The sequence below is a fragment of the Streptomyces sp. V3I8 genome, from assembly GCF_030817535.1.
Lineage (GTDB): Bacteria > Actinomycetota > Actinomycetes > Streptomycetales > Streptomycetaceae > Streptomyces.
Genome location: NZ_JAUSZL010000002.1, coordinates 5,212,929 through 5,237,418 on the forward strand (window position 1 = coordinate 5,212,929; position 24,490 = coordinate 5,237,418).

14 protein-coding genes and 3 rRNA genes are annotated in these 24,490 nt (G+C 69.5%); 15 read left to right on the forward strand and 2 right to left on the reverse strand.

Annotated elements, in window-relative coordinates; all coding sequences use genetic code 11:
• Positions 1 to 83 precede the first annotated feature (83 nt).
• Together QFZ75_RS23325 and QFZ75_RS23330 are read left to right on the forward strand one after the other, a co-directional pair.
• Positions 84 to 3,851, forward strand: coding sequence for a glycosyltransferase (locus QFZ75_RS23325; RefSeq protein WP_307539806.1), 3,768 nt, complete (start codon positions 84 to 86; stop codon positions 3,849 to 3,851).
• On the forward strand, positions 3,848 to 5,374 hold the full coding sequence (locus QFZ75_RS23330; protein ID WP_307539807.1) for a DUF5719 family protein: 1,527 nt from the start codon (positions 3,848 to 3,850) through the stop codon (positions 5,372 to 5,374). The genes QFZ75_RS23325 and QFZ75_RS23330 overlap by 4 nt, the downstream gene beginning before the upstream one ends.
• A 63-nt stretch (positions 5,375 to 5,437) precedes the next feature.
• Here QFZ75_RS23330 and QFZ75_RS23335 read toward each other — a convergent pair whose 3' ends face one another.
• Complete coding sequence (locus QFZ75_RS23335) at positions 5,438 to 5,890, reverse strand: metallopeptidase family protein (RefSeq protein ID WP_307544717.1); 453 nt, start codon at positions 5,888 to 5,890, stop codon at positions 5,438 to 5,440.
• Positions 5,891 to 6,185: 295 nt separating this feature from the next.
• On the opposite strand from QFZ75_RS23335, the gene QFZ75_RS23340 reads away from it, so the two are divergent.
• The 9 genes from QFZ75_RS23340 (at position 6,186) to QFZ75_RS23380 (ending at position 16,463) form a co-directional block, all read left to right on the forward strand.
• Positions 6,186 to 6,605: a DUF3499 domain-containing protein gene (locus tag QFZ75_RS23340; RefSeq protein WP_307539809.1), complete on the forward strand. Its 420-nt coding sequence runs from the start codon at positions 6,186 to 6,188 to the stop codon at positions 6,603 to 6,605.
• A 196-nt stretch (positions 6,606 to 6,801) separates the two neighbouring features.
• Positions 6,802 to 8,418, forward strand: coding sequence for an L-lactate permease (locus QFZ75_RS23345; protein ID WP_307544719.1), 1,617 nt, complete (start codon positions 6,802 to 6,804; stop codon positions 8,416 to 8,418).
• 159 nt (positions 8,419 to 8,577) lie between these two features.
• Positions 8,578 to 9,942, forward strand: a complete 1,365-nt coding sequence (locus QFZ75_RS23350; RefSeq protein ID WP_307539811.1) for a phosphomannomutase/phosphoglucomutase — start codon at positions 8,578 to 8,580, stop codon at positions 9,940 to 9,942.
• Positions 9,943 to 10,133: 191 nt separating this feature from the next.
• A complete protein-coding gene (locus QFZ75_RS23355) occupies positions 10,134 to 10,304 on the forward strand; it encodes a Trm112 family protein (protein ID WP_015659983.1) in 171 nt (56 codons plus the stop codon).
• Positions 10,305 to 10,358: 54 nt separating this feature from the next.
• Positions 10,359 to 11,486, forward strand: a complete 1,128-nt coding sequence (locus tag QFZ75_RS23360; protein WP_307539815.1) for an SIS domain-containing protein — start codon at positions 10,359 to 10,361, stop codon at positions 11,484 to 11,486.
• Between the two features lie 87 nt (positions 11,487 to 11,573).
• The gene (manA, locus tag QFZ75_RS23365; RefSeq protein ID WP_307539817.1) at positions 11,574 to 12,725 is read left to right on the forward strand and encodes a mannose-6-phosphate isomerase, class I; all 1,152 of its coding nucleotides are present in this window, start codon (positions 11,574 to 11,576) and stop codon (positions 12,723 to 12,725) included.
• 156 nt (positions 12,726 to 12,881) lie between these two features.
• Positions 12,882 to 13,859, forward strand: coding sequence for a cation diffusion facilitator family transporter (locus tag QFZ75_RS23370; protein ID WP_307539819.1), 978 nt, complete (start codon positions 12,882 to 12,884; stop codon positions 13,857 to 13,859).
• A gap of 395 nt (positions 13,860 to 14,254) precedes the next feature.
• On the forward strand, positions 14,255 to 15,712 hold the full coding sequence (gene ahcY / locus QFZ75_RS23375) for an adenosylhomocysteinase (RefSeq protein ID WP_307539821.1): 1,458 nt from the start codon (positions 14,255 to 14,257) through the stop codon (positions 15,710 to 15,712).
• 82 nt (positions 15,713 to 15,794) lie between these two features.
• On the forward strand, positions 15,795 to 16,463 hold the full coding sequence (locus tag QFZ75_RS23380) for a hypothetical protein (protein WP_307539823.1): 669 nt from the start codon (positions 15,795 to 15,797) through the stop codon (positions 16,461 to 16,463).
• 8 nt (positions 16,464 to 16,471) lie between these two features.
• On the opposite strand, the gene QFZ75_RS23385 is transcribed toward QFZ75_RS23380, so the two are convergent.
• On the reverse strand, positions 16,472 to 17,518 hold the full coding sequence (locus QFZ75_RS23385; protein WP_307539825.1) for an RDD family protein: 1,047 nt from the start codon (positions 17,516 to 17,518) through the stop codon (positions 16,472 to 16,474).
• Positions 17,519 to 17,634: 116 nt separating this feature from the next.
• Here QFZ75_RS23385 and QFZ75_RS23390 point away from each other — a divergent pair, with 116 nt between their 5' ends.
• The 4 genes from QFZ75_RS23390 (at position 17,635) to rrf (ending at position 24,442) form a co-directional block, all read left to right on the forward strand.
• Positions 17,635 to 18,642 (forward strand): stage II sporulation protein M, encoded by a 1,008-nt coding sequence (locus QFZ75_RS23390; protein ID WP_307539827.1) that lies wholly within the window; start codon positions 17,635 to 17,637, stop codon positions 18,640 to 18,642.
• A gap of 606 nt (positions 18,643 to 19,248) precedes the next feature.
• Positions 19,249 to 20,776, forward strand: a 16S ribosomal RNA gene (locus tag QFZ75_RS23395).
• A gap of 315 nt (positions 20,777 to 21,091) precedes the next feature.
• A 23S ribosomal RNA gene (locus QFZ75_RS23400) occupies positions 21,092 to 24,215 on the forward strand.
• Between the two features lie 110 nt (positions 24,216 to 24,325).
• Positions 24,326 to 24,442: ribosomal RNA gene (rrf, locus tag QFZ75_RS23405) — 5S ribosomal RNA — on the forward strand.
• Together the 16S, 23S and 5S rRNA genes form the textbook arrangement of a ribosomal RNA operon.
• The last annotated feature ends 48 nt before the right edge of the window (positions 24,443 to 24,490 follow it).

Consider the following 24,490-nt stretch of genomic DNA (forward strand, 5'->3'; position numbering starts at 1 on the left):
GTGGGCCTCCGTCCGGGACGCCCCGTGGTCCCTCCAGGGCACAGGCGTCCACCGCAGTCCAGCGAACCGGGGCCCGTACCTCGATGTCCGTGCACAGCCATTCGGCAGGTCAGTACGACACTGCCTCCGCAGCGTTCGACCCGGCCGGCTCGGCGGCGTCCGACCCCGGACGCCCGCCCGAGTTCCCGAGGCACGTGGTCACCGCCGTGCTCGTCTCGCACGACGGTGCCCGCTGGCTGCCCGACGCCCTCGCCGGGCTCCTCGGCCAGGACCGCCCCGTGCAGAATGCGGTGGCGGCCGACACCGGCAGCGCGGACGCCTCCGCCCAGCTGGTCACCGACGCCCTCGGCGCCGACCGGGTGCTGCACCTCGCCCGGCGCACCGGCTTCGGCCAGGCCGTCGAGGAGGCCGTCCGCAGCGCGGGCGTGCTGACCCCGGACGACCTCCCCTACCTGAAGCGCCCCAGCGGCTGGGACCCGGTCACGCGCAGCTGGCGCGACGACGCGTACGACATGCCGGAGCTGCCGCACGGCGAGCCCGAGCAGTGGCTGTGGCTCCTGCACGACGACTGCGCCCCCGAGCACGACGCCCTGGCCCAGCTGCTGCGCGTCGTGGAGAAGGAACGGGAGCTCGGCAAGGAGGTCGCGGTCGTCGGCCCCAAGCTGCGCGGCTGGTACGACCGCAGGCAGCTGCTGGAGGTCGGCGTCACCATCGCCAACAGCGGCCGCCGCTGGACCGGCCTCGACCGGCGCGAGCAGGACCAGGGCCAGCACGACCACGTCCAGCCCGTGCTGGCCGTGTCCACCGCCGGCATGCTGATCCGCCGCGACGTCTACGAGGAGCTGGGCGGCTTCGACCGCAGGCTGCCCCTGATGCGCGACGACATCGACCTGTGCTGGCGCGCCCAGGCCGCGGGACACCGCGTCCTGGTCGCCCCCGAAGCGGCCGTGCGGCACGCCGAGGCGTCCTCCCGCGAGCGCCGCACCGTCGACTGCGTGGGCCGCACCTCCGCCTCCCCGCACAAGGTCGACAAGGCGGGCGCCGCCTACACCCTCCTCGTCAACTCCCGCGGCGCACAGCTCCCCTGGGTCCTCGTACGGCTCGTCCTCGGCACGCTGCTGCGCACGGTCGCGTACCTCGTCGGCAAGGCCCCCGGACAGGCGGTCGACGAGATCCGCGGCCTGCTGGGCACCCTGCTGCGCCCCGAGCGCATCATCGCGGGCCGCCGCGGACGGGGCGGCCCACAGGTCGGCAGGGACGAACTGCGCGCCCTGTTCCCACCCCCCGGGGCCACCGTCCGGGCCACCGTCGAGCAGGTCGCCGGCAGCCTCGCGGGCCGCTCCGACGCCGAGCTGACCGCGGCCGGGCGCCACGGCAGCGCCGTGGAGTCCGGACCGGGCGGCGACGACGCGGACTTCCTGCAGGTCGAGCAGTTCGCGCGCCTCAAGCGCGTCGCCCGCAAGCCCGGGCCGATGGTCTTCGTCCTGCTCCTCCTCGTCTCCCTCGTCGCCTGCCGTGAGCTCCTCGGCGGCGGCGCGCTCGCGGGCGGCGCGCTGCTGCCCGCTCCCACGGACTCCTCCGAACTGTGGGCGCGCTACCTGGACGCCTGGCATCCGGTGGGCGCCGGCGGCACCCAGACCGCGCCGCCCTACTTCGCGCTCGTCGCGATGCTCGCGAGCGTGCTGTTCGGGTCCACCGGTCTCGCCGTCACCGTCCTCCTGGTGGGCTCGGTGCCGCTGGCCGGCTTCGCCGCCTACTTCGTCTCCCGGCCCCTGGTCGAGTCGCGCCTGCTGCGCGCCTGGGCGTCCGTCGCGTACGCCTTTTTGCCCGCCGCCACCGGCGCCCTCGCGGGCGGCCGCCTCGGCACCGCGGTGCTCGCCGTCCTGCTGCCCCTCATCGCGCGCGCGGGCGTCGCGGCGAGCGGCCTCGCCTCGGCGACGGGCCGCGGCAGCTGGCGCGCCACCTGGGCGTACGCGCTGCTGCTGACCCTGGCCACCGCGTTCACGCCGATCGTGTGGCCCATCGCGCTGGTGCTCGGCCTCGCCCTGGCGGTCGTGCGCCGCGCGGACATCGCCGCCTACGGGCTCCGGTTCCTGGCCCAGCTCGGCACCCCGCTGCTGGTCCTCGCCCCCTGGTCGTTCTCCCTGCTCCCGTTCGGCTTCTTCCAGGAGGCCGGCATGGAGTACGAGTCGGGGGCGGCCTCCGCGCTCGACCTGCTGGGCGCGAGCCCGGGCGGGCCCGGCACGGTCAGCGGGCTGATGCTCATCGGCATCGTGTGCGCCGCCGTGGCCGCCCTGCTGCGCGCCGAACGGCGGCTGGGCATCCACGCCGCCTGGACCGCCGCGCTGGTGTCGCTCGTCTTCGCCGCCCTGTCGAACGGCTCCACCTGGGCGGGGCCAGCCACCCTCGTCTACGGCCTCGCCTTCCTCGCCGCCGCCGCGCTCGGCGCCGACGGGGCACGCTCGCGCGTGGCCGAGCAGAGCTTCGGCTGGCGCCAGCCGGTCGCCGTGCTCATCGCCTTCGCCTCGGCCGCCGGACCCCTGCTCATCGCCGCCGGCTGGATGATCCGCGGCGCGGACGGCCCGCTGGAGCGGCGCGACCCCGTCCAGGTGCCCGCGTTCGTCGCGGAGGAGAGCGGCACCCGCGACCAGGCCCGCACGCTCGTCCTCGACAGCGACTCGGCGGTCCGGGTCGGCTACACCCTCGTCCGCGGTTCCGGCGCCCGCCTCGGCGACGCCGAACTGGCCGCGGCGGACGGCGACAACAAGACGCTCGACAAGGTCGTCGCCAACCTCGTGGCGGGCTCCGGAGCCGACCAGGCCGACCAGCTCGGCGGCTTCGCCGTGCGGTACGTCCTGGTGCGCGACGGCGCGCCCCGCGAGGTCAGCCGCGTCCTGGACGCCACACCGGGCCTGAGCCGGCTGAGCCAGCAGGACGGCAGCGCCCTGTGGCGCGTCGACCGGCAGGTCGCGCGCGCGGCCGTCGTCCCCGAATCGGGCGACCCGCAGCCCATCGCCGCCGGCCCCGTCGAACTCCACACCACGATTCCGGCCGGCGCCGAAGGCCGCGTCCTGCGCCTCGCGGACACCGCCGACGAGGGCTGGACGGCCACCCTCGACGGCAAGCCGCTCACCAGGACCACCCTCGACGGCTGGGCGCAGGGCTTCGAACTGCCCGCCGCGGCCGGCCGCCTGGACGTCACCTTCGAAGCGCCGCTGAGCCACACCGGCCGGCTGTGGGGACAGGGCGCGTTCGCCGTCCTCCTCGTGATCCTCGCGCTGCCGGGCCGGCGCCGCGACGTCGACGACGACCTTCCCGAGGAGGAGACCGCCGCACCCGTCGAGACCGCGTCGGGCGACGGCCGCAGGGCCCGCCGCCTGCGCGACCGGGCGGAGGCCGAGGCCGAGCAGACCCAGCGGGCCGAAGGCGCCGGGCAGGCACCGGAGGAGCAGCCGGACGCGTTCGCGCCCGGCTCCCCGCCCGCCCCGCAGGAGGCTCCCGCGGCGCCTGCGGTCCCGCAGCAGCAGGCCTACGACGAGTGGGACTCGGCGACGTACGCGGCGGAGTACGGCACCTACGGCGGCGAGCAGTACCAGGGCGCCCCGCAGTACCCGGCCGGCACGTACGAGCAGCAGCAGTACCAGGCGGACCCGTACCAGGCCGGCTCCTACGACCCGTACGCGGCCTACGACCAGGGGAACGCGGGCTACGACCCGTCGCAGTCGTACGGGCAGGGCTACGACCCGCAGTACGACCCGACGCAGCAACAGCAGCAACAGCAACAGCAACAGCAGCAGCAACAGCCGTCGCACGGCACCGACAGTGAGCGCCCCGACGGGAGCCAGCAGTGAACCGCACCACCGTGTCCCTGATCGCCGGCGTGACCGCGCTCGCCGCCGTCACCGGCTTCGCCTCGATGTCGGAGCCCGGGACGGCCGCCCCGGACACGGCGAAGGCGGCCGCACAGCTGCCCGTGGAGCGCACCAGCCTGCTCTGCCCCGTGCCGAGCACCTCGGACCTGGCCGAGACGGCGTACACGTCCTTCACGCCCGTCACCGAGGGCACCGGCTCGGGCGGCGGGGCCGCGCTGGTGACCGCGGGCGCGCAGAAGGACGACAAGGGCGACAAGACGGACGACAAGACAGATGACGAGGCGGACGGCGAGGCCGGCGGCAAGAAGGGGAAGTCCTTCCTGACGTCGAAGGAGCCCGGGAAGCCGGTCACCGGCGAGTCCTCCGGCGCCGAGTCGCCCGCGCTCCTCGGTACGGCCGAGGGCCGGTTCGCACCCGGCTGGGCCGTCCAGCAGACCACCCAGGTCGAGGCGGGCACCGGCCGCGGCCTGCTCGGCACCGCCTGCTCGGCCCCCGACACGGACTTCTGGTTCCCGGGCGCCAGTACCGCCAAGGAGCGTACGGACTACGCGCACCTGACCAACCCGGACGACTCCGCGGCCGTCGCCGACATCGAGCTGTACGGCAAGGACGGGACCCTCAAGTCGACGGTCGGCGAGGGCATCAAGATCCCGCCGCACGCCGGCGAGTCGGTGCTCCTGTCGACGCTCATCGACGAACCGGAGACCGACCTCACCGTGCACGTCACGGTCCGCAGCGGCCGGGTGGCCGCCGCCGTCCAGGCCCTCGACGACACGCTCGGCGGCGACTGGCTCGCCCCCTCCGCCGCCCCCGCGGACAGCCTCGTCCTGCCGGGCATCCCGAAGGACGCCACCTCCGTACGCCTGGTCGCCTTCGCGCCCGGTGAGGCCGACGCCGACCTCAAGGTGCGGCTCGCCTCGCCGACCGGGTCGATCACCCCCGCCGGACACGAGACGCTGCACGTGAAGGCGGGCATGACGGCCGCCGTCGACCTCGGCGACGTCACGCGCGGCGAGGCGGGCTCCCTGGTGCTGACACCGACCGGGAAGTCCGCCCCCGTCGTCGCGGCCCTGCGGGTGGTCCGCGGCAAGGGCGACAGCCGGGAGACGGCGTTCATCCCGGCCACGGCGGCGGTGGGCGCCCGCGCGACGGCGGCCGGCAACCGCTCCAAGGGCTCCACCCTCTCCCTGGCCGCCCCCGGCCGGGGCGCCGAGGTCAGGGTCACGGCCTCCGCGGGCAGCGGCGGCGGCACGGCGGCCTCGAAGACGTACAAGCTCAAGGCCGGCACCACGCAGAACGTGCCACTGCCCGTGCCGAGCGGTCTCAAGGGCATGTACGCGCTCACGGTGGAGCCGCTGTCCGGCGGTCCCGTCCACGCGGCGCGCCTGCTGGAGGCGCCCGAGGACGGGGTGCCGATGTTCACCGTGCAGACCCTCCCGGACGACCGGGGGACGGTGAAGGTCCCGGAGGCGGAGCAGGACCTCTCGGTGCTGATGAAGTAGGCGCCCGCCGGGGGTCCGGACGTCCGGACCCCCGGACCGGTCCACGCCCGGTCCCGCCCCGGGTCAGTCCTCGCCGTACCGGGGATCGACGGTCTCGGGGGTCAGCCCCAGCAGCTCGGCGACCTGTTCCACCACGACCTCGTGCACCAGCGCGGCCCGCTCGTCGCGTCCCTTGGTACGGATCTCCACGGGACGCCGGTAGACGACGACCCGCGCGGGCCGGTCCTCGTGCGCCGGGGTCGTGCCGCCCAGCGGCACCGCCTCGTCGCCCCAGCCGTCGTCGCCGGCGGGACCGAACCGGGGCACCTCCAGCACCATGAACTCGATCTCGGTGAGCTGCGGCCACCGCCGCTCCAGCCGTTCCACGGAGTCCTGCACCAGATCGGCGAAGACTTCGCCGCGGCTGGCCGAGAGGGGCACCTGGGGCGGTGCCACCGGTCCACGCATGCCCCGCCCGTGTCGGTCACGACGGCGGGGCCTGGGCTCGGCGGGAGGGGGCGGTACGGGGTTGTCCATCACCGACGAAGCGTAATCCCCGCGCACCGCGCCCGCCCGCACATGGCACACGTCCAGTCGACGGCACGGCCCTCGTCCCCGGCGGGGCGCGAAATGGCCGTTCCGGCCAAGCTGTGGCTCGTTTCCGTATCCTCACGGACCACGGGAAGCACGGTGATTGACAGGATTTACACCGAATCGCGATCACTCGCGCGCTTGTCCGGCATCTCGCCAACAGGCGTACCCCCAGGTCAAGACGGCTCGCCGGGAGCCCTTGTGGCGGGCGTCACAGGGCGACACGGCGGAGCGGCCGGGGGTGGGTCGTCGCGGCCCGTTCAAGAGTGCGGTACCGTCCAACATCGTGAGCCCTGTACGTCGCTGTTCGCGCACCGCTTGCGGCCGTCCCGCCGTAGCGACGCTGACGTACGTCTACGCCGACTCGACCGCGGTCCTCGGCCCGCTCGCCACCTACGCCGAACCCCACTGCTACGACCTGTGCGCCGAGCACTCCGAGCGCCTCACCGCCCCGCGCGGCTGGGAGGTCGTCAGGCTCGCCGACGCCTCCGCCCCCTCCCGCCCCACCGGCGACGACCTCGAAGCACTCGCCAACGCGGTCCGCGAGGCGGCCCGCCCGCCGGAGCGTTCGGCGCGGGCGAACGGCGGCGCCCGCGGCGCGGACCCGACGGATGTGCCCCGCCGCGGCCACCTGCGGGTCCTGCGCTCCCCGGACTCCTGAGCCCGGCGCGCACGCGCCGCGGCTCCGCAAGGCCCGCCCCGTGAAGGGGACTTTTCTGCGTACGCGTTCCCTGCGTGCTCCCTGCGCGTTTCATTCGACGATGCACGGCCATTGACGCGCCCTTGTCGCGGACACGACCATTTTCCCCGGCCCATGAGAAATTGATTTCCGCATGGCGGAATCCGGGGGAGGCTCCGTGTACGTCCAGGAACTCGAGCCCGTGGCCGACTCGCTCGGTCTGTCCGCGCTCGTCGCGACCCTGCCCCTCGTCATCGTCCTCGTCCTGCTCGGCGGGGTCCGCATGAAGGCGCACCTGGCCGGCCTCATCGGCCTCGCGGCGGCCGTCCTGGTCGCCACGCTCGTGTACGGCATGCCGGCCGGCCAGACGCTCTCCAGCGCCGCGCAGGGAGCGCTGTTCGGCCTCTTCCCCATCCTGTGGATCGTCGTCAACGCCCTCTGGGTGTACCGGATGACCGTCCGCACCCGGCACTTCGACATCCTGCGCCGCTCCTTCGGACGGCTCTCCGACGACCCGCGCATCCAGGCGCTCGTCGTCGCGTTCTGCTTCGGCGCGCTCCTGGAGGCCCTCGCGGGCTTCGGTGCGCCCGTCGCCATCTGCTCGGTGATGCTCGTCGCGCTCGGCTTCGACCCCGTCCGCGCCGCGGTGGTCGCGCTGGTCGCCAACACCGCCCCGGTCGCCTTCGGAGCGATGGGCACACCGGTCGTGACGCTGGCCCAGGTCACCGACCTGCCCCTGGACACCGTCGCCTCCGTGGTGGGCCGTCAGACCCCGCTGCTGGCCCTGGTGGTGCCCCTGGTGCTGGTCTTCCTGGTGGACGGGCGGCGGGGCCTGCGCGAGACCTGGGTGCCCGCGCTGGCGTGCGGAGTCGCCTTCGCCGTGGCCCAGTTCGCCGCCTCCAACTACCTCTCGCCCCAACTCGCCGACATCGGGGCCGCCCTGGCCGGAGCGGGCGCGCTGATGGCGGTGCCGCACGCGCGCAGGCCCGCCGCCGAACCCGTACGGGCCGCGGTCCTGACGGGCACCCGCAGCGAGGACCTGGACGAGGAGGACCCGCGCCGTGAGGTACTGCGCGCGTACGCCCCGTACGCGCTGATCGTCGTGATCTTCTCCATCGCCCAGATCCCGCCCGTCAAGGACCTGCTGGCGAAGGCGACCCGCGTCTTCGACTGGCCCTTCCTGAACGTCGTGAACCCGGACGGCGACCCCGTCGGCGGCAACGTCTTCACCTGGCCGGCCGTGTCCACCGGCGGCACCCTGGTGCTGCTCGCCGGGATGGGCACGGCGGTCGTCCTCGGGGTGCACGCGCGCGTGGCGCTCAGGGAATGGGCGGCCACCGTCCACGAACTGCGGTTCGCGATCCTCACCGTCACCTCCGTCCTGGCGCTCGCCTACGTGATGAACCTGTCCGGACAGGCGGCCACGATCGGCCACTTCGTGGCGGCGGCCGGCGCGGGGCTCGCCTTCCTGTCGCCCGTCCTCGGCTGGTTCGGTGTGGCCGTCTCCGGATCGGACACCTCGGCCAACGCGCTCTTCGGCGCCCTCCAGGTGACCGCGGCGAGGGAGTCCGGCCTGTCCCCCGAGCTCCTGGCGGCCGCCAACAGCTCGGGCGGCGTCCTCGGCAAGATGATCTCGCCGCAGAACCTCACGATCGCCTGCGCGGCGGTCGGGCTCGCCGGCCGCGAGGGGGACCTGCTGCGCAAGGTGCTGCCCTGGAGCCTCGGACTCCTGCTGGTCATGTGCCTGATCGTCGTCGGACAGAGCTCGCCGGTCCTGGACTGGATGCTCCCGTAACCCCGTACGCGGTCCCTGCGGACCTGCATGCGGCCCGCGCGGACCCGTACGCGGCCCGTGTCCGGTGCCCGTGTGCGACCCCCCGGCTCCCGCGTGCCCCGGTGCCGGCCCGGGCGGGTACTTTTGGGGTCACCGTCGAGGACTCCAGGAAGGTTGGCCGTGACCGCTGATCTGTCACAGCTCGTCAAGGCGTACGACGTACGCGGAGTGGTCCCGGACCAGTGGGACGAGACGCTCGCCGAGCTGTTCGGTGCGGCCTTCGCCCAGGTGACGGGAGCGACCGCGATCGTGACCGGGCACGACATGCGCCCCTCGTCGCCGGGTCTGTCGCGGGCCTTCGCGCGCGGGGCGGCGGCGCGCGGCGTCGACGTCACCGAGATCGGCCTCTGCTCGACGGACCAGCTGTACTACGCGTCGGGGGCGTTCGGCCTGCCCGGCGCGATGTTCACGGCCTCGCACAACCCGGCCCGCTACAACGGCATCAAGATGTGCCGGGCGGGCGCGGCCCCCGTCGGCCAGGACACCGGCCTCACCGAGATCCGCGAGCTCGTCGAGTCCTGGACCGACTCCGGAGCCCCGTCCTCGGACGCGACGCCGGGCACGGTCGGCCGGCGCGACACGCTGGAGGACTACGCGGCGCACCTGCGCGGCCTCGTCGACCTGTCCTCGATACGCCCCCTGAAGGTCGTGGTGGACGCGGGCAACGGCATGGGCGGGCACACCGTCCCGACCGTCTTCGCCGGCCTGCCCCTCGAACTCGTCCCGATGTACTTCGAACTGGACGGCACGTTCCCGAACCACGAGGCGAACCCGCTGGACCCGGCGAACCTCGTCGACCTGCGCAAGCGCGTCCGCGAGGAGTCCGCCGACCTCGGCATCGCCTTCGACGGCGACGCCGACCGCTGCTTCGTCGTCGACGAACGCGGCGAGCCGGTCTCCCCGTCCGCGGTCACCGCCCTGGTCGCCGCACGCGAGCTGGCCAGGTACGGCGGCAGGGGCACGGTCATCCACAACCTGATCACCTCCTGGTCGGTCCCCGAGGTCGTCCGGGAGAACGGCGGCACACCGGTCCGCACCCGCGTCGGCCACTCCTTCATCAAGGCCGAAATGGCCGCCTCCGGCGCCATCTTCGGCGGCGAGCACTCCGCGCACTACTACTTCAAGGACTTCTGGAACGCCGACACGGGCATGCTCGCGGCGCTCCACGTCCTGGCCGCCCTCGGCGGCCAGGAGGGCACGCTCTCCGCGCTCGTCGCCCAGTACGACCGCTACGCGGGCTCGGGCGAGATCAACTCCACGGTCGACGACCAGGCGGGCCGCATCGCCGCGATCAGGACGGCGTACGAGGGCCGCGAGGGTGTCACCCTCGACGAACTCGACGGCCTCACCGTCACGGCCGCCGACTGGTGGTTCAACGTCCGCCCCTCCAACACGGAACCGCTCCTGCGCCTGAACGCGGAGGCCCGCGACGAGGCGACGATGACCGAGGTCCGGGACGAGGCACTGGCGATCATCAGGGGCTGACTCCCCCGGAACCGTCCGGCATCCGGCATCCGGCATCCGGCATCTGGCGTCCGGCATCTGGCGTCCGAGGGCGGGCGCGCAGGCACGACAGGGGACCCGCGGCGAGCACCCTCGGTGCCCACCGGCCCGCGGCGGTACCCTGACCAGGCCACATCCCCGGTGATCCGCACCCACCCCCGAAGGGACCCGACATGCCGCTAGAAGCCGGCCTCCTGGAGATCCTCGCCTGCCCGGCCTGCCACGCCCCCCTCAAGGAGCAGGAGGCCGAACTGATCTGCACCGGCCAGGACTGCGGCCTGGCCTATCCCGTCCGCGACGGCATCCCGGTCCTCCTCGTGGACGAGGCCCGCCGCCCCGCGTAGCCTCCCGCCGACCACGCAAAGCCACTCCCGCCAGGTGCCCGGAGGCCGCTCGCCATGTTCGACGAATCACTCCTCGACGACCAAGAGGCGCTGGCCCGCGCGGACCGGCGGGAACTGCTCCGCGGCGCCGCCGAGGCCGGCGCCCGCGTACGCACCGCCGCCCGGCACGCCACCGAGGCCGGGATCGCCGAGCTCAAGCCCGACGGCCGCCCGCGCGCCATCCTGACCGCGGGCCCCGGCCTGGCCGCCACCTGCGTCGCCGACCTGCTCGGCACGCTCGCCGGCGCCGCCTGCCCCGTCACCCGCCTCACCCCCCGCGGCGTGGCCCCCGCCGCCGGCGCCCTGCTCTGGGAACTCCCGGGCTGGGCGGGCCCGGTGGACCTGCTCCTGATCGCCACCCCGGACGGCAGCGAGCCCGGCCTCTCGCTCCTCGTCGAGCAGGCCTACCGGCGCGGCCTCACCGTCGTCGCCGTCTGCCCGCCCCGCGCCCCGCTCACCGACACGGTCGCCGGCGCCCACGGCCTCTCCGTACCGATGGCGACCGCCCCCTACGAGCCGCAGGCCCCGGCCGCCGCCTCGGCGCCCGGCTCCCTGTGGGCGCTGCTCACCCCGCTGCTCGCGCTGCTCGACCGCACCGGCCTCCTGGCCGCTCCGCCCGACGCCCTGCAGAAGGTCGCCGACCGCCTCGACCGGGTCGCCGAGCGCTGCGGCCCCGCCATCGCGACCTACAGCAACCCCGCCAAGACCCTTGCCTCCGAGCTCGCCGAGGCACTCCCGGTGATCTGGACCGAGGGCGACTCCGCGGGCCCGGCCGGCCGCCGCTTCGTCGCCGCCCTGGCCGAGCTCGCCGGCCGCCCCGCGCTCACCGCCGAACTGCCGGAGGCGCTGGCCGCGCACAGCGTGCTCCTGGCGGGCACGCTGGCCGCGGGCGCCGACCCCGACGACTTCTTCCGCGACCGCGTCGAGGACGCACAGGTCCTGCACGCGCGCGTGGTTTTGCTGCGGGACCGCCCGGCCGGCGGCCGCACCGCCGCCCCGGCCGCCCGCGAGCTGGCCCTCGGCCACGACACGCCGATCAGCGAACTGGAACCGGAGGAGGGCGACGACCTCGTGACGCTCGCCGAGCTGATCGCCACGACGGACTTCGCCGCCGTCTACCTCGCGCTCGCCTCGACGGCCTGATCCCGCCCGACGCCCCGCGGAACCCGTCGACCGGTACGCGGCGCGCCGGCACACGTACCAGCACACGTACGGAGAAGAAGACAGAGCATGGACCGCCTCGACAACACCGTCCGTCCCTACGCCTGGGGCTCCACCACGGCCATTGCGCGGCTCCTCGGCACCGAGCCGACCGGCGAACCGCAGGCCGAGATGTGGATGGGCGCCCACCCGGGCGCGCCCTCGCTCACCCCCCGCGGCCCCCTCACCGAGGTGATCGACGCGGCCCCCGAGCGCGAACTGGGCACCGGGGCGGTCGCCAGGTTCGGCCCGCGCCTCCCGTTCCTGCTGAAGATCCTCGCCGCGGGCGCCCCCCTCTCCCTCCAGGTCCACCCCGACCTGACCCAGGCCAGGGAGGGGTACGAGGACGAGGAGCGCCGCGGCGTCCCGGTCGACGCACCGCACCGCAACTACAAGGACGCCAACCACAAGCCCGAACTGATCTGCGCGCTCACCGAGTTCGACGGCCTGTGCGGATTCCGCGCCCCGCTGGAGGCCGCCGAGCTGCTCTCGGCCCTCGGGGTCGACTCCCTGAAGCCGTACGTCGACCTGCTGCACGCCCGCCCGGAAGAGGCCGCGCTGCGCGAGGTGCTGACCGCAGTACTTACTGCGGACCCCGAGCTGATGGCGACCACGGTCACCGAGGCCGCCGCGGCCTGCGCCCGGCTCGGCGGCGCCCACGCCCCCTACGCCGCGATCGCCCACCACTACCCCGGCGACCCGGGTGTCATCGCCGCGATGCTCCTCAACCACGTACGACTGCAGCCCGGTGAGGCCCTGTTCCTCGGCGCCGGCGTCCCGCACGCGTACCTGAACGGCCTCGGCGTCGAGATCATGGCCAACTCCGACAACGTGCTGCGCTGCGGACTCACCCCCAAGCACGTCGACGTCCCCGAACTCCTGCGGATCGTCCGCTTCGAGGCCGGCGACCCGGGCGTACTGCGCCCCGAGGCCGCCCCGGACGGCGAAGAGGTCTACGCGACCCCCATCGACGAGTTCCGCCTCTCCCGGTACGTGCTCCCGGAGGGCGGCCCCGCCCACGACCTCACCCGCCCCACCCCGCAGATCCTGCTGTGCACCACGGGCTCCGTACGGGCCGGTGACCAGGTCCTCGCCCCCGGCGGATCCGTCTTCGTACCGGCGGGCGAGAAGGCGGAAGTCTCCGGAAGCGGAACGATTTTCCGCGCCACGGTCGTGGTCTGACGGAACGACTGCGACGGCCTGGCTCTCGACGGCCGCCCCGGGCTGCAACAATGGCCCACCGCAAAGGGCAGGCAAAGTGCGGAACGGCAGCCTGACCGCAGCCGGGCGGGGCAGCCGGTGACAGACGAGTGGCAGACGAAGGGACATCGGGAACACATGAGCGCGTCAGGCGGCACCAAGGCGATCGTGGCGGCACTCGCCGCCAACCTCGCCATCGCGGTAGCGAAGTTCGTGGCGTTCCTCTTCAGCGGTTCGTCGTCGATGCTCGCCGAGTCCGTGCACTCGCTCGCCGACTCCGGCAACCAGGGCCTGCTGCTCCTCGGCGGCAAGAAGGCCCAGCGCGAGGCGACCTCCCAGCACCCCTTCGGCTACGGCCGCGAGCGGTACATCTACGCCTTCCTCGTCTCGATCGTCCTGTTCTCGGTCGGCGGCATGTTCGCGATCTACGAGGGCTACGAGAAGATCAAGCACCCGCACGAGCTCGAGCACTGGTACTGGCCGGTCGGCGTCCTCGTCTTCGCGATCATCGCCGAGGGCTTCTCCTTCCGGACGGCCATCAAGGAGTCCAACCAGACGCGCGGCAAGGAGTCCTGGACGGACTTCGTACGCCACGCCAAGGCGCCCGAGCTGCCGGTCGTCCTCCTGGAGGACCTGGGCGCGCTGGTCGGTCTGGTCCTCGCGCTCGGCGGCGTCGGCCTGGCCCTCGCCACCGGTGACGGCGTCTGGGACGGTATCGGCACCCTCTGCATCGGCATCCTGCTCATCGCCATCGCGATCATCCTGGCCGCCGAGACCAAGTCGCTGCTCCTGGGCGAGTCCGCCGGCACCGAAGCGGTCCGGAAGATCGAGGCCGCCGTCGTCGACGGCGACACCGTCACCGGCATCATCCACATGCGCACGCTCCACCTCGGCCCCGAGGAACTCCTCGTCGCCGCGAAGATCGCCGTCCAGCACGACGACACGGCCGCCGAGGTCGCCTCGGCGATCAACGCCGCCGAGTCCCGCATCCGCGAGGCCGTCCCGATCGCCCGCGTCATCTACCTCGAGCCCGACATCTACAACCGGGCCGAGGCCGCCAAGGGCGCGGACCCGGAGGCCTCACCGGGCGGTCCCGCTCCGACCGCCGCACACTGACCCCCGTACACCGACCCGTACGCGACCAGGGCCCGCCGGACGATCCGGCGGGCCCTCGCCGTCCCCGGCTCCGTCCCCGGCTCCGGCTTCGGCTTCGGCTTCGGTTCCGGCTCTGACTCCGGCTCTGACTCCGGCGGAAGTCCGCACATCCGCCCGGGTTGTTCACCGACGGACTGGGGCCCACTGCGCCGATCGGTGTAGATTCGTAACCGAGCCAGACGTCGCTGCTGATGGCGGTCGGGCGGCCCAGGCGGGCCGGCCGAGGGAGAGAGGGCCTCCGACGGACTGCGCTGCGCAAGGCACCGGGCATTCGTGTGCCCCGTGGGCGCACACCGTGCCCGCCGCCGCGCAGACCAGCCGAAATCCGACCTCGCCCAACCCGAGGAGCAGCTCGCATGACCACTGTCGCCAACCGACAGGACTTCAAGGTCGCCGACCTTTCCCTGGCCGACTTCGGCCGCAAGGAGATCACGCTCGCCGAGCACGAGATGCCCGGCCTGATGTCGATCCGCAGGGAGTACGCCGAGGCGCAGCCCCTCGCCGGCGCCCGCGTCACCGGCTCGCTGCACATGACCGTGCAGACCGCCGTCCTCATCGAGACCCTGGCCGCCCTGGGCGCCGAGGTCCGCTGGGCCTCCTGCAACATCTTCTCCACCCAGGACCACGCGGCCGCCGCCATCGCGGTCGGCCCGGACGGTACGCCGGACAACCCCCAGGGCATCCCGGTCTTCGCCTGGAAGGGCGAGACCCTGGAGGAGTACTGGTGGTGCACGGAGCAGGCGCTGACCTGGCCGAACAGCCCCACCGGCGGCCCGAACATGATCCTGGACGACGGCGGCGACGCCACGATGCTCGTCCACAACGGCGTCCAGTACGAGAAGGACGGCAAGGTCCCGTCCGCCGACACCGCCGAGAACGAAGAGCACCGGGTGGTCCTGGAGCTCCTCAACCGCACCATCTCGGGCGGCTCGCAGAAGTGGACCCGGCTCGCCTCGGAGATCCGCGGCGTGACCGAGGAGACCACGACCGGCGTCCACCGCCTGTACGAGATGCAGCGCGAGGGCACCCTCCTGTTCCCGGCGATCAACGTGAACGACGCCGTCACCAAGTCGAAGTTCGACAACAAGTACGGCTGCCGCCACTCCCTGATCGACGGCATCAACCGCGCCACCGACGTCCTGATCGGCGGCAAGACCGCCGTCGTCTTCGGCTACGGCGACGTGGGCAAGGGCTGCGCGGAGTCCCTGCGCGGCCAGGGCGCCCGCGTGATCGTCACCGAGATCGACCCGATCTGCGCGCTGCAGGCGGCGATGGACGGCTACCAGGTCACGACCCTCGACGAGGTCGTCGACAAGGCCGACATCTTCGTCACCACGACCGGCAACAAGGACATCATCATGGCCTCGGACATGGCCAAGATGAAGCACCAGGCGATCGTGGGCAACATCGGCCACTTCGACAACGAGATCGACATGGCCGGCCTCGCGAAGATCCCCGGCATCGTCAAGGACGAGGTCAAGCCGCAGGTCCACACCTGGAAGTTCCCCGACGGCAAGGTCCTCATCGTCCTCTCCGAGGGCCGCCTGCTGAACCTGGGCAACGCGACCGGTCACCCGTCGTTCGTGATGTCCAACTCGTTCGCGGACCAGACGCTGGCCCAGATCGAGCTGTTCACCAAGCCCGAGGAGTACCCGACCGGCGTCTACGTGCTGCCCAAGCACCTCGACGAGAAGGTCGCCCGCCTCCACCTGGACGCGCTCGGCGTGAAGCTCACGACGCTCCGCCCCGAGCAGGCCTCGTACATCGGTGTCGAGGTCGAGGGCCCGTACAAGTCGGACCAGTACCGCTACTGAGCCCGGCGCTCACCGGACGGTTGTCAGCAGGCCCTCGCCCTCACCGGCGGGGGCCTGCCCCCTATCGAGGACCCGAGCCACCATGCCCCGCGGCCGTTATTCGCTCCATGACCCGCACGACCACACCCCCCTCGCCGAGGAACGGTTCCACTGCGCCCCCGGCCCCTCCGGCTGGCGCTACGTCTCGCAGCTGTCCACTCCCTCCGGCACCCCCGCCGGCTCCGTCGACCTCGCCCTCGACGACCGCGGCCGGCCCATCCGCCTCGAACTGCACGCCTCGGGCTGGCAGATCCGCGCCGCCGCCCTCGACGGCGTCACCTGGGTCCGCACCGACCCCACGGGCGAGCACGCCACCGAAGGCAACGTCCGCGCCCACGCCTTCACCGGCTCGTCCCCCGCATTCCTCGTCGCCACCGCACGTCTGCTGCGTCTCACCCCCGACACCCCCGACGCCCTCGATACCCCCGGCGCTCCCCATGCCGCCCCTGCCCCCCGTGCTTCCGCGACACGTGTACGCCTCGTCGCCTTCACCGACCCGGTCCTCGCCCCGCGCACCCTCGACCAGTCCTGGGCCCTGCTCACGAGAGAAGCACACGCCACTGACAACGGCCCCCTGACCGTGGAGGAGTACCAGGTCACAGCCCTGGACACCGGCGAGCAGCACACCGTGCACCTGGCCGGCGACGTGGTGCTCTCGGCCCCCGGCATCGAGCTCGAGGACCTTGAGTCACCGCCCTCGGTCTTCGCCTGACGACGGGATCAGGCGGGCGGCGCGAACCCGGTGGAGGGACGCTCCGCGCCGGCATCCCGCACGACCGGCGGGACCGGCACGGTGGCAGGGGCGGCGGGAGGCATCGCGGGTATTGCGGGAGGGGAAGCCACCGGGTGGGCCGGAGCGTGGACCGGCGTCTCGAACGGCGGCTGGGACGGTGCCTGGAACGGCCCCGGGGCCGGATTCCGGGGGACAGGCCCGTACGCCGGACCCTGCGGCTGAACCGCGCCGTACGGCGCACCGGGACGGCCCCCGCCCGGATACCCGCCCTGACCGCCGGCGGCCCCGCCGCCGAACGCCCGCCGGGCCTCGCGCGCCTGCCGTTCCTGCATCACGGCCGCCAGAAAGGCCGCCGGCGGAACACCGGGCGGCGGCCGGGTCCCGGTGCGTTCGGCGACATCGGCCGCGAGCCGCTGCGCCATCGCCCAGCCGACCTGCGGATCCAACTGCTGCATCCGCGTCAGATACTGCCGGACGGCCAGCCACAGCCCGTCCGGCACAGCGGACAGGTCGAGCTCGGCGAACCGCCCCGAGAGCCACGGCGGCGGCGGGGGAACGAACGACGTACGCCCGGCGGGTATCCGTTCCCGTACGACCAGGGTCCCGGCGAACACGTCACCGAGCCGCCGTCCCCGCGCCGACACGAGCGACGCGACGCACGCCACGACGCCGAACGTCATCAGGATCTCCACGACCCCGACCGCCCCGCGCACCAGCGCGTGCCGGAACCGGATGGGCCCGCCGTCGTCCCGCACCACCCGCAGCCCGCACGCCAGCTTTCCGAGCGAACGCCCGTGGGTGAGCGTCTCCACCGCGATCGGCCCGCCGACCAGCAGCAGGAGGAACGCGGCGATCGACACGGCAGCCTGCGCGGCCTCGTCGAGAGCGGCCGTCGACAGCACCAGGACGACCAGCACCACGACATACGCGATCACCGCCACCGTCAGGTCCAGCACCACGGCCAGTACCCGGCTCGGCAGTTTCGCGGGCCGCAGCTCCAACGCCACCGCCTCGCCCGTCACAAGCTCGCTCACGCCCGCCGTCCTTCCCCGAACTGCCTTGAGACCAGCCAGTCTGCCAAGCTGAGACACATCGCGCCGCAGTGCGACAAGCTGACCACACGACGAGCAGCCGAGGAGCAGCCAACCCGATGGACCTCGACGTCTTCGTGTCCGCCCATCGCGCCGAATGGGACCGCCTCGACACGCTCCTCGGCCGCCGGCGTCGCCTGACCGGCGCGGAGGCCGACGAACTCGTCACCCTGTACCAGCGCACGGCGACCCATCTCTCACTGATCCAGTCCAGTGCCCCGGACCCACAGCTCACCGGCCGCCTCAGCCAGCTCGTGGCCCGCGCGCGCAGTGCCGTGACGGGCACCCGCCGTGCCTCCTGGCGTGATGTGACCCGCTTCCTCACCCATGGTTTCCCGGCCGCGGTCTACCGGTCACGCCACTGGTGGGTGCCCACGGCGCTCCTGTCCACGGCCCTCGCCGTCCTCCTGGGGTGGTGGATAGGAACGCACCCCGAGGTCCAGTCCTCGATAGCGGCCCCCGCCGAGCTGCGGGAACTCACGCGCCCCGGCGGTGAGTACGAGACGTACTACTCGAGCCACCCCGCGGTGTCCTTCGCGGCGCAGGTGTGGACGAACAACGCCCAGGCGGCCGCGATGTGCCTGGTACTCGGCGGCTTCCTGTGCCTGCCGGTCGTCTGGATCCTCTTCCAGAACATGCTCAACGTGGGCGTGGGCCTCGGCCTGATGTCCTCGGCGGGCCGCCTCGACACCTTCCTCGGCCTGATCCTCCCGCACGGGCTCCTGGAGCTGACGGCCGTCTTCGTGGCGGCCGGCACCGGTCTGCGCCTCGGCTGGACCGTCATCGACCCGGGCCCGCGTACGCGTCGTGCGGCTCTCGCGGAGGAGGGGCGTGCCGCCCTGGGCATGGCGATGGGACTCGCCCTGGTCCTCTTCGTGTCCGGCGCCATCGAAGGCTTCGTCACCCCGTCCGGCCTCCCGACCTGGGCCCGCATCGGCATCGGCACAGCCGCCGAGCTGCTCTTCCTCGCCTACGTCTACGTGCTGGGCGGCCGTGCCGTACGGGCCGGGGAGACGGGCGACGTCGAGGAGGCCGAACGCAGCGCTTCCGTGCCGACCGCCGCCTGATGTGCAGGCACACCCGTCAGGCTGCTAGTCTCCTCCTCGCCCCACAAAAACCGTTGACACGGGACGTGTGGGGCGGTAGATTCGAACAGTTGCCTAGAGCTGGACAAGCTCGGCGGTGGCAGTGAGCATCTGTCAGCTTCCTGGAATGCAATTCCGGTGAAGCACCTTCCGATACATCAGAAACGAATGGCCGGTCAGGCCGGTCGAAAACTTCTGATAAAGTCGGACTCGCCGAAAGAGAGCCGCAAGGCAATCAAATAAGGCAAGGCCTACCAACTGGCCACCGGAAATGAATTCCGACCGGAAACGGAACGGAAAACGGATCTGGTAAGGTTGGAAACACGAAGGGAAAAGCCCGGAGGAAAGCCCGAGAGGGTGAGTACGAAGGAAGCGTCCGTTCCTTGAGAACTCAACAGCGTGCCAAAAATCAACGCCAGATATGTTGATACCCCGTCCGTCACCGTTTGGTGGCGGGTGGAGGTTCCTTTGAAAAAGTCCTGCCGGGTTAACGCCTGGTAGGCGCATCAGCGAGGACGCTGTGAACAGTCTTCCTTATTCCGGTCGACTGTTCCGCTCTCATGGTGTTGTCCCGATTACGGGAAAACATTCACGGAGAGTTTGATCCTGGCTCAGGACGAACGCTGGCGGCGTGCTTAACACATGCAAGTCGAACGATGAACCACTTCGGTGGGGATTAGTGGCGAACGGGTGAGTAACACGTGGGCAATCTGCCCTTCACTCTGGGACAAGCCCTGGAAACGGGGTCTAATACCGGATGATACTTCCACTCGCATGGGTGGGGGTTGAAAGCTCCGGCGGTGAAGGATGAGCCCGCGGCCTATCAGCTTGTTGGTGAGGTAGTGGCTCACCAAGGCGACGACGGGTAGCCGGCCTGAGAGGGCGACCGGCCACACTGGGACTGAGACACGGCCCAGACTCCTACGGGAGGCAGCAGTGGGGAATATTGCACAATGGGCGAAAGCCTGATGCAGCGACGCCGCGTGAGGGATGACGGCCTTCGGGTTGTAAACCTCTTTCAGCAGGGAAGAAGCGAAAGTGACGGTACCTGCAGAAGAAGCGCCGGCTAACTACGTGCCAGCAGCCGCGGTAATACGTAGGGCGCAAGCGTTGTCCGGAATTATTGGGCGTAAAGAGCTCGTAGGCGGTCTGTCGCGTCGGATGTGAAAGCCCGGGGCTTAACCCCGGGTCTGCATACGATACGGGCAGACTAGAGTGTGGTAGGGGAGATCGGAATTCCTGGTGTAGCGGTGAAATGCGCAGATATCAGGAGGAACACCGGTGGCGAAGGCGGATCTCTGGGCCATTACTGACGCTGAGGAGCGAAAGCGTGGGGAGCGAACAGGATTAGATACCCTGGTAGTCCACGCCGTAAACGGTGGGAACTAGGTGTTGGCGACATTCCACGTCGTCGGTGCCGCAGCTAACGCATTAAGTTCCCCGCCTGGGGAGTACGGCCGCAAGGCTAAAACTCAAAGGAATTGACGGGGGCCCGCACAAGCAGCGGAGCATGTGGCTTAATTCGACGCAACGCGAAGAACCTTACCAAGGCTTGACATCGCCCGGAAAGCCGTAGAGATACGGCCCCCCTTGTGGTCGGGTGACAGGTGGTGCATGGCTGTCGTCAGCTCGTGTCGTGAGATGTTGGGTTAAGTCCCGCAACGAGCGCAACCCTTGTTCTGTGTTGCCAGCATGCCCTTCGGGGTGATGGGGACTCACAGGAGACTGCCGGGGTCAACTCGGAGGAAGGTGGGGACGACGTCAAGTCATCATGCCCCTTATGTCTTGGGCTGCACACGTGCTACAATGGCAGGTACAATGAGCTGCGATACCGCAAGGTGGAGCGAATCTCAAAAAGCCTGTCTCAGTTCGGATTGGGGTCTGCAACTCGACCCCATGAAGTCGGAGTTGCTAGTAATCGCAGATCAGCATTGCTGCGGTGAATACGTTCCCGGGCCTTGTACACACCGCCCGTCACGTCACGAAAGTCGGTAACACCCGAAGCCGGTGGCCCAACCCCCTTGTGGGGAGGGAGCTGTCGAAGGTGGGACTGGCGATTGGGACGAAGTCGTAACAAGGTAGCCGTACCGGAAGGTGCGGCTGGATCACCTCCTTTCTAAGGAGCATTTCTTGGCCGGCAGGTTTACCTGACGGTCCAGAGGCCAGTTCATCGGCGAATGTCCGGTGCTGGTTGCTCAAGGGTGGAACGTTGATTATTCGGCATTCTCAGTCTGCTCAGGCTGCAAGTACTGTCCTTCGGGGCGTGGAAAGCTGATCTGGGGGTCGGGGGTGTCGGGCACGCTGTTGGGTGTCTGAGGGTATGGCCGTAAAGGTTGCCTTCAGTGCCGGCCCCAGTGCACTCCGGAGTAGTCCGGGGGTGATGGGTGGTTGGTCGTTGTTTGAGAACTGCACAGTGGACGCGAGCATCTGTGGCCAAGTTTTTAAGGGCGCACGGTGGATGCCTTGGTACCAGGAACCGATGAAGGACGTGGGAGGCCACGATAGTCCCCGGGGAGCCGTCAACCAGGCTTTGATCCGGGGGTTTCCGAATGGGGAAACCCGGCAGTCGTCATGGGCTGTCACCCACATCTGAACACATAGGGTGTGTGGAGGGAACGCGGGGAAGTGAAACATCTCAGTACCCGCAGGAAGAGAAAACAACCGTGATTCCGGGAGTAGTGGCGAGCGAAACCGGATGAGGCCAAACCGTATGTGTGTGAGACCCGGCAGGGGTTGCGCATACGGGGTTGTGGGATCTCTCTTTCACAGTCTGCCGGCTGTGAGACGAGTCAGAAACCGTTGGTGTAGGCGAAGGACATGCGAAAGGTCCGGCGTAGAGGGTAAGACCCCCGTAGTCGAAACATCAACGGCTCGTTTGAGAGACACCCAAGTAGCACGGGGCCCGAGAAATCCCGTGTGAATCTGGCGGGACCACCCGCTAAGCCTAAATATTCCCTGGTGACCGATAGCGGATAGTACCGTGAGGGAATGGTGAAAAGTACCGCGGGAGCGGAGTGAAATAGTACCTGAAACCGTGTGCCTACAAGCCGTGGGAGCGTCGCTCACAGAGTTTACTCTGTGGGTCGTGACTGCGTGCCTTTTGAAGAATGAGCCTGCGAGTTTGCGGTGTGTTGCGAGGTTAACCCGTGTGGGGAAGCCGTAGCGAAAGCGAGTCCGAATAGGGCGATTCAGTAGCGCGCTCAAGACCCGAAGCGGAGTGATCTAGCCATGGGCAGGTTGAAGCGGCTGTAAGAGGTCGTGGAGGACCGAACCCACCAGGGTTGAAAACCTGGGGGATGACCTGTGGTTAGGGGTGAAAGGCCAATCAAACTCCGTGATAGCTGGTTCTCCCCGAAATGCATTTAGGTGCAGCGTCGTGTGTTTCTTGCCGGAGGTAGAGCACTGGATAGGCGATGGGCCCTACCGGGTTACTGACCTTAGCCAAACTCCGAATGCCGGTAAGTGAGAGCACGGCAGTGAGACTGTGGGGGATAAGCTCCATGGTCGAGAGGGAAACAGCCCAGAGCATCGACTAAGGCCCCTAAGCGTACGCTAAGTGGGAAAGGATGTGGAGTCGCACAGACAACCAGGAGGTTGGCTTAGAAGCAGCCACCCTTGAAAGAGTGCGTAATAGCTCACTGGTCTAGTGATTCCGCGCCGACAATGTAGCGGGGCTCAAGCGTACCGCCGAAGTCGTGTCATTCGTACACATATCCCCAACGGGAGTACGGATGGGTAGGGGAGCGTCGTGTGCCGGGTGAAGCCGCAGCGGAAGCTAGTGGTGGACGGTTCACGAGTGAGAATGCAGGCATGAGTAGCGATACACACGTGAGAAACGTGTGCGCCGATTGACTAAGGGTTCCTGGGTCAAGCTGATCTGCCCAGGGTAAGTCGGGACCTAAGGCGAGGCCGACAGGCGTAGTCGATGGATAACCGGTTGATATTCCGGTACCCGCTGTGAAGCGTCAAATATCGAACCAGGCGATGCTAAGTCCGTGAAGCCGTTCCGGACCCTTCGGGGAAAGGAAAGTGGTGGAGCCGACGGTCCAGACCTGTAGTAGGTAAGTGATGGGGTGACGCAGGAAGGTAGTCCATCCCGGGCGGTGGTTGTCCCGGGGTAAGGGTGTAGGGCGTTGTCCAGGTAAATCCGGACAGCACATAGCCTGAGACCTGATGCCGAGCCGATTGTGGTGAAGTGGATGATCCTATGCTGTCGAGAAAAGCCTCTAGCGAGTTTCATGGCGGCCCGTACCCTAAACCGACTCAGGTGGTCAGGTAGAGAATACCGAGGCGTTCGGGTGAACTATGGTTAAGGAACTCGGCAAAATGCCCCCGTAACTTCGGGAGAAGGGGGGCCATCACTGGTGAGAGCACTTGCTGCTTGAGCTGGGGGTGGCCGCAGAGACCAGCGAGAAGCGACTGTTTACTAAAAACACAGGTCCGTGCGAAGCCGTAAGGCGATGTATACGGACTGACGCCTGCCCGGTGCTGGAACGTTAAGGGGACCGGTTAGTGCACTTTCGGGTGTGCGAAGCTGAGAACTTAAGCGCCAGTAAACGGCGGTGGTAACTATAACCATCCTAAGGTAGCGAAATTCCTTGTCGGGTAAGTTCCGACCTGCACGAATGGCGTAACGACTTCTCGACTGTCTCAACCATAGGCCCGGTGAAATTGCACTACGAGTAAAGATGCTCGTTTCGCGCAGCAGGACGGAAAGACCCCGGGACCTTTACTATAGTTTGATATTGGTGTTCGGTTCGGCTTGTGTAGGATAGCTGGGAGACTGTGAAGTGCGGGCGCCAGCCCGTGTGGAGTCGTCGTTGAAATACCAGTCTGGTCGTGCTGGATGTCTAACCTGGGTCCGTGATCCGGATCAGGGACAGTGTCTGATGGGTAGTTTAACTGGGGCGGTTGCCTCCTAAAGAGTAACGGAGGCGCCCAAAGGTTCCCTCAGCCTGGTTGGCAATCAGGTGTTGAGTGTAAGTGCACAAGGGAGCTTGACTGTGAGACCGACGGGTCGAGCAGGGACGAAAGTCGGGACTAGTGATCCGGCGGTGGCTTGTGGAAGCGCCGTCGCTCAACGGATAAAAGGTACCCCGGGGATAACAGGCTGATCTTCCCCAAGAGTCCATATCGACGGGATGGTTTGGCACCTCGATGTCGGCTCGTCGCATCCTGGGGCTGGAGTCGGTCCCAAGGGTTGGGCTGTTCGCCCATTAAAGCGGTACGCGAGCTGGGTTTAGAACGTCGTGAGACAGTTCGGTCCCTATCCGCTGTGCGCGTAGGAATATTGAGAAGGGCTGTCCCTAGTACGAGAGGACCGGGACGGACGAACCTCTGGTGTGCCAGTTGTCCTGCCAAGGGCATGGCTGGTTGGCTACGTTCGGGAGGGATAACCGCTGAAAGCATCTAAGCGGGAAGCCTGCTTCGAGATGAGTATTCCCACCAACTTGATTGGTTAAGGCTCCCAGTAGACGACTGGGTTGATAGGCCGGATGTGGAAGCCCTGCAAGGGGTGGAGCTGACCGGTACTAATAGGCCGAGGGCTTGTCCTCAGTTGCTCGCGTCCACTGTGTTGGTTCTGAAACCACGAACAACCCCATACCCCTTTTAGTGTGGCCACGGGGGGTGTGGTGCGGGTGTTTGAATCAGAGTTTCAAAGTGTTTCGGTGGTCATAGCGTGAGGGAAACGCCCGGTTACATTCCGAACCCGGAAGCTAAGCCTCACAGCGCCGATGGTACTGCAGGGGGGACCCTGTGGGAGAGTAGGACGCCGCCGAACTATTTTTACGAGAAAGCCCCCGCACTTCGGTGCGGGGGCTTTCTTGCG